Origin of the sequence: Marvinbryantia sp., from assembly GCF_047017445.1 — a bacterium.
Taxonomy (GTDB): Bacteria; Bacillota; Clostridia; order Lachnospirales; family Lachnospiraceae; genus Marvinbryantia.
On record NZ_JBKXTT010000005.1, the window covers coordinates 156,744 to 169,010 of the forward strand.

16 protein-coding genes are annotated in these 12,267 nt (G+C 54.3%); all 16 read left to right on the plus strand.

Features of this window, described 5'->3' with window-relative positions; genetic code table 11:
• Positions 1 to 10: 10 nt before the first annotated feature.
• The 16 genes from ACLU9Q_RS07405 to ACLU9Q_RS07480 all read left to right on the plus strand — a co-directional run bounded on the left by ACLU9Q_RS07405 (position 11) and on the right by ACLU9Q_RS07480 (position 12,257).
• Positions 11 to 1,567: a tetratricopeptide repeat protein gene (locus ACLU9Q_RS07405; RefSeq protein ID WP_302225579.1), complete on the plus strand. Its 1,557-nt coding sequence runs from the start codon at positions 11 to 13 to the stop codon at positions 1,565 to 1,567.
• A 191-nt stretch (positions 1,568 to 1,758) separates the two neighbouring features.
• Positions 1,759 to 2,094, plus strand: a complete 336-nt coding sequence (locus tag ACLU9Q_RS07410) for an anti-sigma factor antagonist (RefSeq protein ID WP_296837824.1) — start codon at positions 1,759 to 1,761, stop codon at positions 2,092 to 2,094.
• A gap of 11 nt (positions 2,095 to 2,105) precedes the next feature.
• The gene (gene spoIIAB / locus ACLU9Q_RS07415) at positions 2,106 to 2,552 is read left to right on the plus strand and encodes an anti-sigma F factor (RefSeq protein ID WP_296837827.1); all 447 of its coding nucleotides are present in this window, start codon (positions 2,106 to 2,108) and stop codon (positions 2,550 to 2,552) included.
• A 13-nt stretch (positions 2,553 to 2,565) separates the two neighbouring features.
• Positions 2,566 to 3,282 carry an RNA polymerase sporulation sigma factor SigF gene (gene sigF, locus ACLU9Q_RS07420; RefSeq protein WP_296837828.1) on the plus strand — a complete coding sequence of 239 codons (717 nt, stop codon included), beginning with the start codon at positions 2,566 to 2,568 and terminating at the stop codon, positions 3,280 to 3,282.
• A 71-nt stretch (positions 3,283 to 3,353) separates the two neighbouring features.
• Positions 3,354 to 4,007 carry a stage V sporulation protein AA gene (locus tag ACLU9Q_RS07425; protein WP_296908552.1) on the plus strand — a complete coding sequence of 218 codons (654 nt, stop codon included), beginning with the start codon at positions 3,354 to 3,356 and terminating at the stop codon, positions 4,005 to 4,007.
• Positions 4,004 to 4,417: a stage V sporulation protein AB gene (locus ACLU9Q_RS07430; protein ID WP_296908550.1), complete on the plus strand. Its 414-nt coding sequence runs from the start codon at positions 4,004 to 4,006 to the stop codon at positions 4,415 to 4,417. The genes ACLU9Q_RS07425 and ACLU9Q_RS07430 overlap by 4 nt, the downstream gene beginning before the upstream one ends.
• A gap of 1 nt (position 4,418) precedes the next feature.
• Positions 4,419 to 4,880, plus strand: a complete 462-nt coding sequence (locus tag ACLU9Q_RS07435) for a SpoVA/SpoVAEb family sporulation membrane protein (protein WP_296908548.1) — start codon at positions 4,419 to 4,421, stop codon at positions 4,878 to 4,880.
• A 76-nt stretch (positions 4,881 to 4,956) separates the two neighbouring features.
• Entirely contained in the window at positions 4,957 to 5,424 is a 468-nt protein-coding gene (locus tag ACLU9Q_RS07440) for a Na+/H+ antiporter subunit E (protein ID WP_296908546.1), read from the plus strand.
• A 1-nt stretch (position 5,425) separates the two neighbouring features.
• Positions 5,426 to 5,791 carry a monovalent cation/H+ antiporter complex subunit F gene (locus ACLU9Q_RS07445; RefSeq protein WP_296908544.1) on the plus strand — a complete coding sequence of 122 codons (366 nt, stop codon included), beginning with the start codon at positions 5,426 to 5,428 and terminating at the stop codon, positions 5,789 to 5,791.
• Positions 5,778 to 6,155: a cation:proton antiporter gene (locus tag ACLU9Q_RS07450; protein ID WP_412624877.1), complete on the plus strand. Its 378-nt coding sequence runs from the start codon at positions 5,778 to 5,780 to the stop codon at positions 6,153 to 6,155. The genes ACLU9Q_RS07445 and ACLU9Q_RS07450 overlap by 14 nt, the downstream gene beginning before the upstream one ends.
• Positions 6,155 to 6,415, plus strand: a complete 261-nt coding sequence (locus tag ACLU9Q_RS07455; RefSeq protein WP_296908540.1) for a hydrogenase subunit MbhD domain-containing protein — start codon at positions 6,155 to 6,157, stop codon at positions 6,413 to 6,415. Before ACLU9Q_RS07450 ends, ACLU9Q_RS07455 begins: the two co-directional genes overlap by 1 nt.
• Positions 6,408 to 7,379: a hydrogen gas-evolving membrane-bound hydrogenase subunit E gene (gene mbhE, locus ACLU9Q_RS07460; RefSeq protein WP_296908538.1), complete on the plus strand. Its 972-nt coding sequence runs from the start codon at positions 6,408 to 6,410 to the stop codon at positions 7,377 to 7,379. The genes ACLU9Q_RS07455 and mbhE overlap by 8 nt, the downstream gene beginning before the upstream one ends.
• Position 7,380: 1 nt before the next feature.
• Positions 7,381 to 7,758, plus strand: a complete 378-nt coding sequence (locus ACLU9Q_RS07465; protein WP_296908536.1) for a sodium:proton antiporter — start codon at positions 7,381 to 7,383, stop codon at positions 7,756 to 7,758.
• Positions 7,758 to 9,269: a complex I subunit 5 family protein gene (locus ACLU9Q_RS07470; protein WP_296908534.1), complete on the plus strand. Its 1,512-nt coding sequence runs from the start codon at positions 7,758 to 7,760 to the stop codon at positions 9,267 to 9,269. Before ACLU9Q_RS07465 ends, ACLU9Q_RS07470 begins: the two co-directional genes overlap by 1 nt.
• A gap of 18 nt (positions 9,270 to 9,287) precedes the next feature.
• On the plus strand, positions 9,288 to 10,766 hold the full coding sequence (locus ACLU9Q_RS07475; RefSeq protein ID WP_412624878.1) for a complex I subunit 5 family protein: 1,479 nt from the start codon (positions 9,288 to 9,290) through the stop codon (positions 10,764 to 10,766).
• 15 nt (positions 10,767 to 10,781) lie between these two features.
• Positions 10,782 to 12,257 carry a complex I subunit 5 family protein gene (locus tag ACLU9Q_RS07480; protein ID WP_296908532.1) on the plus strand — a complete coding sequence of 492 codons (1,476 nt, stop codon included), beginning with the start codon at positions 10,782 to 10,784 and terminating at the stop codon, positions 12,255 to 12,257.
• Positions 12,258 to 12,267 lie beyond the last annotated feature (10 nt).

A 12,267-nucleotide genomic window follows, 5' to 3' on the forward strand; every position in this document is an offset into this window, starting at 1 on the left:
GGGCGGTCGTATGAGATGTATTTACTGCGGCACGCCGTTATCTTCCATAGATTACTGCAGCGGCTGCGGAGCGGATGTCACGATCCTCAAAAGGGTGGTGCGGATTTCCAATCTGCTGTACAACGAGGGGCTTGAGAAGGCAAGCGTCCGCGACCTTTCCGGAGCGGTGTCCTGTCTGAAGCGAAGCCTGAAATTTAATAAAGAAAACATCGACGCCAGAAACCTGCTCGGTCTTGTTTACTATGAGATCGGCGAGGTGGTTTCCGCACTCAGCGAGTGGGTCATCAGCAAAAATATCATGCCGGAGAATAATGCGGCGAACCTTTACATAAGCAGGCTTCAGTCGAATAAAAACAAGCTGGACGTCATTAACCAGACGATCCATAAATACAATCAGGCGCTGCAGTACTGCCGCCAGGGTGACGACGATATGGCAGTCATCCAGCTGAAGCGTGTGCTGACGCAGAATCCGAATCTGATCAAGGGCTACCATCTGCTTGCGCTGGTTTATCTGAAGCAGGAGGAGTATGAGAAAGCGCGAAGACTGCTGAAGAAGGCGTCGCAGATCGACGCGACCAACACGACGACGCTGCGCTATCTCAATGAGGTGGAGGAGGCGACAGGCGTTGCCACCAATCTCGGCAAAAAGAAGTACCGTCGGCGGGTAACGCCGCTGGACGAGCGGGAAGAAAAGAAATTCCTCGGTCCGGTCAGATATATGAGCGGCAATGATACGATCATTCAGCCAACCACGTTCCGCGACAGCTCATCCGCGGCAACGTTTCTGAATATTTTGCTTGGCTTTGTCTTGGGAGCTGCGCTGATCTGGTTTCTGGCGATCCCGTCGAACACGAAAAAGATAAACCAGAGCGCCAATCAGCAGGTGACGGACGCCAACACAAAGCTGGCGGCGGAGAGCGCGAAGGTGGACACGCTGGAGGAGGAGATCGCGGGCTATCAGGCGCAGATCGACGAGGCCACAAGCACGATGGAGGCTGCCCAGAGCAAGGCGGACGGCTATGACCAGCTCCTGTCTGCGGCGGCAAAATTCCTGTCGGGCGACCAGAACGGCGCTGCCACGGAGCTTGCCGGGGTGGAAGCGGACAGTCTGGAGGGCAACGGCAAGACGCTTTACGATACGATTATGACGAGCGTGAAGTCCACGATCTACGAGTCGCAGTACGCCGAGGGCGCGACTGCCTACGCGCAGGGCGATTACAGCACTGCGGCAGAGAAGCTTAAACAGGCAACGGAGACGGACGATACACAGTATGACGCATGGTATTATTTAAGCTTTGCCTACTACAATCTCGGCGATACGGAAAACGCGGACAAGACGTTTGCCCAGACGATACAGAAATTCCCGGCACAGGCGCAGGCGGCAAACCTGTCGCAGTATGTCAGCGACCAGTCGGTGCTGACCAATACCGGCACGGCGGATACAGGAGAGACGCAGGCGGAGACAAATGCGGACGGTACGCCGGCGGCAGAGACAAACGCAGACGGCACGCCGGTGTCGGAAACCAACGCGGACGGGACATCGGTGGATGGCACGCAAAACTGGTAAGCGTACCCAGGAAAGGCGGACGGCGCAGACCGGAAGCCGGGACAAAAACAAAAGAGAAGGCTCGAAGCAGGGACTCGGAAGGAAAACCTTCCGGGTCCTTATTGTATAGATAGGAGTCATGGAAAGCACGAAAAATCGATGAAGGCTCATTTATCGGGCAGCTCATAGATAAAGAAAGGGGAGGATAGAGGATGGAGGACTTTTTTAAAATTAACGGGACGGATCTGACGGTGCTTCTTCCGGCGGAGCTGGACCATCACAATGCGGAAAAGATCAAGCGCGGATCGGACCGGCTGATACAGAGCTGCAATATCCGGCGGATCATTTTTGATTTCCGGAAGACAAGCTTTATGGACAGCTCCGGGATCGGACTGATCATGGGACGCTACAAAAATATGCGGTTTATGGGCGGCGCAGTGGCGGCGGTTCATGTAAACGAACGGATCTTGCGGATTCTCACGCTGTCCGGCATTTACAAGGTGATCGATATTTATGAGGGACTGCCGGAGCAGTCGCAAATGTTTTGAGGGGGAAGCATATGGAACAGACGAATGAAATGATGATTGAATTTGACAGCCGCTCCTGCAATGAGAGCTTTGCGCGCGTGGCGGTGGCGGCATTTATGACGCAGTTAAATCCCACGCTGGAGGAGGTGGCGGACGTCAAGACGGCGCTCTCGGAGGCGGTGACGAACGCGATCGTCCACGGCTATGAAAATGAGGTGAAAAAGGTGACGGTTTCCTGCAGCATCAGCGGGCAGGTGCTCACCCTCACCGTGTCGGATAAGGGCGTCGGAATTGCCGATATCGCAAAAGCGATGGAGCCGCTGTTTACGACCAAGCCGGACACCGAGCGCTCCGGCATGGGCTTTGCCTTTATGGAGGCATTCATGGACGACGTGCAGGTGGAATCGACCGTCGGCGAGGGAACAGCGGTGACGATGAAAAAGCGCATTGGCAGGACCCCGAACGAATATCATGATTGAAAGGAAGTCTTAGATGGAGCACACCCAATGGTTAATTGAGAAAGCGCACCAGGGGGATAAAGCTGCAAGAGAACAATTAGTGGAGGAAAATCTGGGACTTGTTTTCACCATCGCGAAGCGCTTCGCCGGCAGGGGGACGGACGATGAGGATCTCTTTCAGATCGGCAGTATCGGGCTTTTAAAGGCGATCGATCATTTTGATCTGTCCTACGGTGTGAAATTTTCCACCTATGCTGTGCCGATGATCGCCGGGGAGATCAAACGCTTCCTGCGGGACGACGGGATGCTGAAGGTCAGCCGCTCCTTAAAGGAGACGGCATATAAGACGGCGTCCGCGCGGGAGAGCCTGGAAAAGCGGCTTGGGCGCGAGCCGACGGTGGAGGAGCTGTCAGAGGAGATCGGAATCTCCCGCGAGGACATTGTGCTTGCGATGGAGGCGGCATCGGAGGTGGAATCGCTGCACCGCCCGGTCTATCAGGGAGACGGTACGGAAATTTATCTGGAGGACCGGATCGAGGAAAAGGAAAATATGAACGAAAAGGTGCTCGACAGCATGGTGCTGACGGAGGTGATGGAGACGCTGGAGCCGGAGGAGCAGTTTCTTATCATTATGCGCTATTTTAAAGATCAGACGCAGTCGCAGGTGGCGGAGATGCTCGGAAGGACACAGGTGCAGGTATCGCGCCTGGAAAAGAAGATTTTGAAAAAAATGCGCGACGCTCTTCAATAAACGGTATATTTTCTGTTGTTTTGCGGATACTAGCAGAAAAGTAATGGAGATCACCCACAGGAGGAACGGACGTGGATACGTTATATCTGAAAATAGACGAAAATGTCGGGGTACATGACCGCCGTGTTTTTTTAAAAGACATTGCCCAGATTTCCTGCAGTAATAAGGAGATCGAGGCGCGGGTAAAGACGATGCTTTTCCCGGAGGCGGTCGGCAGGGAGCCGGGGCGCTATGTGAAATCGGTGATGGAGGTGATCGCCTGCATCCAGAAGGAATTTCCCAGTCTGGAGATCAACAATATCGGCGTACCGGATTTTATCATCACTTACGAGAAACAGAAACAGCCCGCAGATGCGGTGAGCTGGCTGAAAACGGCGGCGGTCTGCGTGCTGTGCTTTTTCGGAGCCTCCTTTTCGATCATGACGTTCAACAATGACGTGTCGATCACCGAGCTGTTCGGGCAGGTGTACGAGCTGTTTACCGGGCAGACCTCGGACGGCTTCACGGTCCTGGAGCTGTCATATTCCCTGGGGCTGGGGCTTGGCATCATCGTATTTTTCAATCATTTTGCGGGAAAGAAGCTGACGGCGGACCCGACGCCTCTGGAGGTGCAGATGCGCACCTATGAAAACGATGTGAACGATACCATCATCGAGGCCAGCCGTCACGTGCCGAAAAACGAGCGAAAGACCACGCAGAGCAGCGGAAAGGGGATCACGGGATGATGCGCACGGGACTTTTGATCCTGATCGGAGCGGGCGGCGGCGTCCTGGTGGCGGCGGGCGTGGTCGCGCTGCTTGTCGGACTTGGCATCATCACGCGGTTTGCCGGGATCTCACGCACGGCTGTCCACACAAAGCTCTATGAGAGCATGATCCTGCTGGGCGCCGTTTATGGAAATATGTTTACCGTTTACGGCATGACCATTTTTAAGGGCAGGCTGATGCTGGCGGTGCTGGGACTTACGGCGGGCATGTACGTGGGCGCCTGGATCATGGCGCTGGCGGAGGTGATCAACATTTTCCCGATCGCGGCACGGCGCATCGGGCTTGCGAAGGGGATCAGTGTCATCGTGATCTTTCTGGCGCTTGGCAAGACGATCGGAAGTCTATTATATTTTTATATGGGGTGGTAGCATGGCAGATATCTTAAAAGAACAGAAAAACAAAGCATATAACGACTACGTGAAAAAGGTGACGCCCACGCACAGCCTCTGGAGCAATATGTGGCACGCCTTTGTGACGGGCGGCGCGATCTGCGCCCTGGGGCAGTTCATCATCAACATGGCGATGAATCTGGGCGCCGACAAGAAGCTGGCGGGTACCTGGTGCTCGGTGCTGCTTGTGCTCATCTCCGTTATTCTGACGGGCTGCGGCATCTACCAGCGGCTGGCAAAATTCGGCGGAGCCGGAACGCTTGTGCCGATCACCGGATTTGCAAATTCCGTGGCGGCTCCGGCGATCGAATTTCAGAAGGAGGGGCAGGTGTTCGGCATCGGCTGCAAGATTTTTACCATCGCCGGACCGGTGATCCTCTACGGCATATTTTCCGGCTGGGTGCTGGGGCTGATTTATTGGGTAATCCTTAACTTTTTATAAAAAATAAGCTTGTACTTCCTTCTTCTATTCTGCTATAATTAATAATTAGCGAGCAGATGAAGGAGTGATAAGAAAAATGTTAGTGTTGTTTTTTCTGGTCTGGATCATTTTCAATGGAGCGATTACCGCTGAGATCGTTGTGTTCGGCGCGGTGATTGCTCTTTTCGTGTTTGCTTTTATCTGTAAATTTATGGATTACAGCATACATAAGGAAATCATCCTGTACAAAAAGAGCGGTTATTTTCTATGGTACATAGGGACGCTGATCGTGGAGATCGTCCGCGCAAACATTGCCGTCATCCATCTGATCCTGTCGCAGCGGGAGATCGTGGAGCCGGTGATGGTCACATTCCGGACAAGCCTGAGATCGCGGGCGGCGCGTGTGATACTTGCAAATTCCATCACTCTGACGCCGGGAACGATCACCGTATCTCTGCAGGAGGACCGCCTGGTGGTGCATTGTCTTGACAAGAGCCTGGCGGAAGGGATGGAGGATTCCGTTTTCGTGAAAATGCTGGAGAAGCTGGAAAGGACGGGTGAGTGATATGGCTTTGATGCAGGCGTATGCATGGGTGTTCGACATTGCTCTGATCGTTCTTGCGGTCATGGCGGTGCTCTGTCTGATCCGCGCGATCATCGGACCGACGATCGCCGACCGTCTTGTGGCGGTAAATATGCTGGGCACGATGGTTATGGTAATTATTTCCATCCTTGCCCTGCGGTTAAATGAGGGATATCTGGTGGATATCTGTCTGATCTACGCGATGATCAGCTTCCTGGCGGTCGTCGTGCTGACGAAGGTCTATACCGGCGTTTACCTGGAGCGGCGCGACCACGGCAGAAGGCTCAGGGAAATGGAAGAAAAAGAAGAGCAGAGTGCAGAAGGGGAGGAAGAGCATGGTAATTCTTAAATGGACACAGTTTATTCTCGGCACCGGGATGCTGCTTCTCGGACTGTTCACGTTTGTTGTGCAGATCCTCGGCGTGTTTAAATTCAAGTACGTGCTGAACCGGATGCACGCCGCGGCGATGGGCGATACCCTTGGCATCGGCATCTCGCTGATCGGTCTGATGATTCTCTCCGGGTTCAACTTTACCACTCTGAAGATGGGACTGGTGGTCGTATTTCTGTGGTGCGCATCTCCGGTATCCTCGCATCTGATCTCTAGGCTGGAGGCGACCACAAACCCGCACCTGGACAATTACTGCGAGGTTTCCGACGAGATAAAGGAATACCTTGAGGAAGAAAATAACGAAGCAAAGGAGGAAGCGTGATGCAGATTTTTCAGTATATATTGCTTGGTTTTCTGATCGTCTGCGCGATCTCGGTGAGCTTTTCCAAAAGCCTCCTGAATTCCATCCTGATCTACATGTCCTACAGTCTGATCATGTCGATCATCTGGATCCTGCTGGAATCCCCGGATCTTGCAATCACCGAGGCGGCTGTGGGAGCGGGCGTCACCAGTCTTTTGTTTTTTGTGACATTGAAGAAAATCCACGCGATGGGAGAGGAGGACGATAAGGAAGATGAGTAAGAAGATTTCCGAGGAAGAATACAAAAAACGGCTCCTGGTCCGTATGCGCGGGTGGATCAGCGGCGAGAAGGATCCCTACCTCGACAACGTTGAGATCGTGCCGCAGCAGGAGTACATACCGAATGAAAAGAAATTACGGCGCTATCGGAGGGATCACGACAAGGTGATCGACAGGGTGTACGATACTGAGCACAACCCGATCTACCGCTTTTTCCAGCGCTTTTACAGGGCGGCGGCGCTGATCTGCTGTCTGCTTCTGATCACGATCCTGCTGGTCGAGGTGTCCTACCTTCCGCCTGTGGGAAGCGATCATAACCCGACCAACAACGAGGTGGCGGCGAAATACATTGAGGACGGTCTGCAGGACACCGGGGCGGTCAATATCGTCACCGGCATGATCCTCGACTACCGTGCATTCGATACCTTCGGCGAGTCAAACGTGCTGTTTATCGCGACCTGCACGGTGCTGATCCTGCTGCGCAACGATAAGAAAAAGGGCAGGGAGAGCGCGGAGGAGGAAGAAAAACGCGACAGCTTCTATGAGCCGAAGAACGACACCATCCTGCAGGGCATCGCTTCCGTGCTGGTGCCGATCATCGTTATTTTCGGCATCTACGTGATCTTAAACGGACATCTGTCTCCGGGCGGCGGCTTTTCCGGCGGCGCGATCATCGGCGCCGGCCTGATCCTCTACCTAAACGCCTTTGGTTTTAAAAAGACAGAACGGTTCTTTACGGAGAAAACCTACAAGTGGGTGAGTTTTTCGGCGCTGACCTTTTACTGTCTGGCCAAAAGCTACTCCTTCTACACCGGCGCGCACCATCTGGAGAGCGGGATCCCGCTCGGCACACCGGGCGCGATTTTGAGCAGCGGACTGATCCTGCCTTTAAATATCTGCGTGGGACTGGTCGTCGCCTGCACGATGTACGCATTCTTTGCACTGTTTCGTAAGGGAGGTTTTTAGCATGATCGGTTCAAACTTTATGGCAAATATGGGAGAGGAGATCGCGATGATCCTGTTCGGGATCGGATTCGCAAACCTGCTCCTTCAGAAAAATCTGATCAAGAAGATCATCGGTCTGAATATCATGGACACGGCGGTGTACCTGTTTCTCGCGGAAAAGGGCTATATTTCCGGACGCGTGGCTCCGATCGTAGTGAACGGCGTGCAGGAGGTCGAGGCGTATATCAACCCGATCCCCAGCGGCCTTGTGCTGACGGGCATCGTGGTATCCGTCTCCGTCACGGCGCTGATGCTTTCCCTGACGGTGCGGCTTTATAAGCGCTATCACACGCTGGATCTGGATGAGATTTCCTCCCGGCTGAAAAAGGAGGGACTGTGATGGCGTTTGTACAGAATGTCCCCTTCTTTTCTATCATGATCTCCATGTTTTCCGGTATAATATCCTCTGTTCTGCCCGGAAAATATGCAAAGTGGCTGAACACGGCAGTGATCACGGTTATCGGGGTGATGTCGGCGTGGCTTCTGGGCTACATGATAGAGGTGGGCGGAAGCTATACCTTTATGATGGGACACTTCCCGGCTCCCTGGGGCAACGAGATCCGCGCGGGCGCGCTGGAGGCGGCGATGGCGCTCGCCTTCTGCATGGTTATGCTGCTCTCGATGCTCGGCGGCAGAAAAAAGCTGGACGATGAGGTGGAAAAGAGCAAGCACAACATTTACTATATCCTGACGGACCTTCTTTTAAGCTCCCTGCTGGCGCTGGTCTACACAAACGACCTGTTTACGGCGTATGTGTTTGTCGAGATCAACACGATCTCCGCCTGCGGTCTGATCATGATCCGCCAGAACGGAAGAACGATCGAGGCGGCGGTGCGCTACATGATCATGAGTCTTTTAGGCTCCGGACTGCTGCTCATGGGCATCTGTATGCTTTATGACCTGACCGGGCATCTGCTGATGTCCAACATCAAAGAGCAGGTGGAGACAATCATGGCAGCGGGAACCTACCGCATCCCGATGATCATCACCATCGGTCTGATCACGGTCGGTCTTTCCATCAAGAGCGCCCTGTTCCCGTTCCATTCCTGGCTGCCGGACGCCTACGGCTACTCGACAGTTTCCTCGGCGGCGATGCTGTCCAGCCTGGTGTCCAAGGGATATATTTTCCTGCTGATCAAGATATTCTATCGTGTGATCGGCTTTGACATTATCTGCGAAAGCAAGATTCTGAACGTGCTGTTTGTGTTCGGCCTCTGCGGCATGATCTTCGGCTCCGTGAGCGCGATCATGGAAAAGGACATCCGCAGGATGATCGCCTTTTCGTCGGTGGCGCAGATCGGCTATATCTACATGGGCTTTGGACTTGGAACAACAGAAGGTATGGTGGCAAGCATCTTTCATATCCTGGCGCACTCCGCCACGAAGTCGCTGCTGTTTATCTCGGCGATCGGGCTTACGGATGTGTCGGCGGGTAGCCGCAGCTTCTTCGCGCTGACGGGCGCGGGCTACCGTAACAAGATCGCGGGCGTCGGCTTCACGGTCGGCTCGCTCTCGATGGTCGGTGTGCCGATCTTTGCCGGGTTTGTGAGCAAGCTTCTGTTCGCGGAGGCGGCGGTGCTGCATCCGACCATGAAGATGCTGCCGACGCTGATCGTTCTGGCGATCAGTACGATCTTAAATGCGATTTATTTCTTAAAGACGGTTATCCGCATCTACGTGCCGGAAAAGAAGAGTGTGATAAAGGAAAAAGGCTATACGACCGTCACCATGGGCCAGCAGAAGCTTTACACGTTTACGATCGTGCTGTTCGTGATGCTGAATATGGCGCTCGGTATGATGTCGGAGCCGATCCTGCACATCATAGAGACCGGGCTTTCAAATTTTGCGTAAGAGGAAAGGAGAGGACAAATGAATCATTCTATCTGGATCGTTATCGCGGTATTTTTTCCGATCCTCTGCGGCGCGGCGGTACTGATTCTGCCGGTTTTCAGGGAGCGCGCAAGACTTATCCGCATGACGGGCATCGCCCTTGCGGTCACGGCGGCGCTGGCGATGCTGGTAACTTTTGGCGGCGAAAAGGAATTACTGCTGCTGCAATTCGGAGATAACTTAAAAATTTTCTTCCGTGTGGATGCGCTCGGCAGGCTGTATGCGGTGATCGTGTCGCTTGTGTGGGTGCTTGCCGGGGTATTTTCCTTCGAGTACATGAAACACGAGCAGGAGGAAAAGCGCTATTTTGGTTTTTATCTGATCGTGTACGGGGTGCTTCTCGCGCTGGCGTTCTCCGGCAATCTGATCACGTTTTATGTATTTTATGAGCTCATGACGCTGACGTCGCTCCCGCTTGTGCTGCACACAAGGACGCGGGAGGCGCTGATGGCGGGAATGAAGTACCTGTTTTATTCTCTCTGCGGCGCATACATGGTGCTGCTTGGTATCTACTTTATGAACCAGTATGCCGTGACACTTGATTTTACCGCAGGAGGCTCGCTCGACATGACGCGGGTGGTCGGTCATGAGGGTATGCTGCTGGTGATCGCGTTCTTTATGATCCTTGGCTTCGGCGTGAAGGCGGGTATGTTTCCGATGCATGCCTGGCTGCCGACTGCGCATCCGGTGGCGCCTGCTCCGGCGAGCGCGGTGCTGTCCGGTCTGATCGTAAAGGCGGGCGTTATCGGCGTGATCCGCACCGTATTTTATGTGATCGGTCCGGACTTTCTGCGTGGTACCTGGGTGCAGACGACGTGGCTGGTGCTGACGCTGATCACGGTATTTATGGGCTCCATGCTTGCTTACCGTGAGAAGCTTTTAAAGAAGAGGCTCGCCTACTCGACCGTCAGCCAGGCGTCCTACATCCTGTTCGGGCTTGCGCTGCTGCAGCCGCAGGCGATGACGGGATCGCTCCTGCATATTGTGTTCCATGCGATCATCAAGTCCTGCCTGTTCCTCTCCGCCGGAGCGATCATCTACCGCACCGGAAGGACGCGGGTGGATGAGCTGACGGGCATCGGCAAGGAGATGCCGGTGACGATCTGGTGCTATACGTTTGCATCCCTGGCGCTGATCGGTATTCCGCCTGCAAGCGGCTTTATCAGCAAATGGTATCTGGCGACCGGCTCCCTGGAATCGGGCATTTCCGTATTTTCCTGGCTCGGTCCGGTAGTGCTGCTTGTCAGCGCGCTGCTGACGGCAGGATACCTTCTGCCAATTACCATCAAAGGCTTTTTGCCGGGAGCGGACTACGATTATAAGTCTCTGAAAAAACTGGAACCGGTAAAGACAATGACGATTCCGCTGGCGATCCTTGCCGCGCTTGCGGTGCTTCTGGGCGTGTTCCCGAACCCGCTGACGGCGTATCTTTCCGGGATCGTCAGTGCGGTGCTGTAAGGAGGGCGGCGGAATATGAGTGAATACTGGATTTTAGCTGCAATTTTGCTGCCGATCATCGGCGGCGCTCTGACGCCGCTGCTTCCGTTTAAAAAGCGGAAGGGAATGATGGTATATCTGGAGCTTCTTATGCTTGCAACCTCGGCGATCGTGCTGTCCCTGGTGGCGCACGGCCCGACGGAGGTTTTTGAGGTGATCTATTTTGTGCGCGATCTGTCCATTTCCTTCAAGATCGACGGCATGTCGATGGTGTTTGCAGGTCTGGTGGCGGTGCTGTGGCCGCTGGCGATGCTGTACTCCTTTGAGTATATGGAGCATGAGGGGCACGAGAAGATATTTTTCATGTTTTACAGTATGACCTACGGCATAACGCTTGGCATTGCGTTTGCGTCCGATATGCTCAGCATGTATTTCTTTTACGAGATGCTGACGCTGGTGACGGTGCCGCTGGTGATGCACACCTTAAAGCGGGAGGCGATCCTCGCGAGCCGCAAGTATCTTTACTATTCCCTGGGCGGGGCGGCGTTCGCGCTCCTCGGACTGGTCTTTTTGATCGTATACGGGGATACGGTGGAGTTTGTGATGGGCGGCGTATTAAACCTCGAGAAAATCGGCGATAAGACGAACACGCTGCTGCTGATTTATTTGCTTGCGTTTATGGGTTTTGGCGTTAAGGCGGCAATCTGGCCTTTAAGCTCCTGGCTTCCGAGCGCGGGCGTTGCGCCAACGCCGGTCACGGCGCTGCTTCACGCGGTTGCCGTCGTGAAGGCGGGTGTGTTTGCGATCATCCGATTGACATACTACAGCTTTGGCACGGACTTTTTGCGCGGTACCTGGGTGCAGGCAGTCGTGATGGGCTTTGCGATGTTTTCCATCGTGTACGGCTGCAGCCGTGCCGTCAAGGAGACGCACATTAAGCGGCGTCTCGCCTACTCGACGGTCAGCAACCTGTCCTACATCATTTTCGGCGCCACCATTATGACTCCGTGGGGGATGACGGGCGCGCTGGCGCATATGGTCTGCCACGCCTTTATGAAGATCTGCTCCTTCCTGTGCGCCGGTGCTTTTATGCACCAGACGGGCAAGAGCTACATCTATGAGATGAACGGCATGGGCAGAAAAATGCCGGTCGTGTTTGGCTGCTTTACTGTCTCCGCGCTCGGACTGATGGGCGTGCCGGGACTGGCAGGCTTTGTCAGCAAGTGGAATCTGGCGGGGGCGGCAGTGGAGAGCGGCAATGTGCAGGCGTATTTTGGTATCGGCTGCCTGCTGATCTCCGCGCTTCTGACGGCAATCTATATGATGTCGATCGTCATCCGGGCGTTTTTCCCGGGCAGGGATTTCGATGATTCTGCAATTGCGTCCGTGAAGGACCCGACCTGGAAAATGTGTCTGCCGCTCATCTGCTTTGCGGCGGGCGTGATCGTGCTCGGTCTGTTTTCCTCGCCGCTGATCGCCTTTTTCCAGGACGTTGCGGCGGGTATCTATTAGAAAGGAGGGA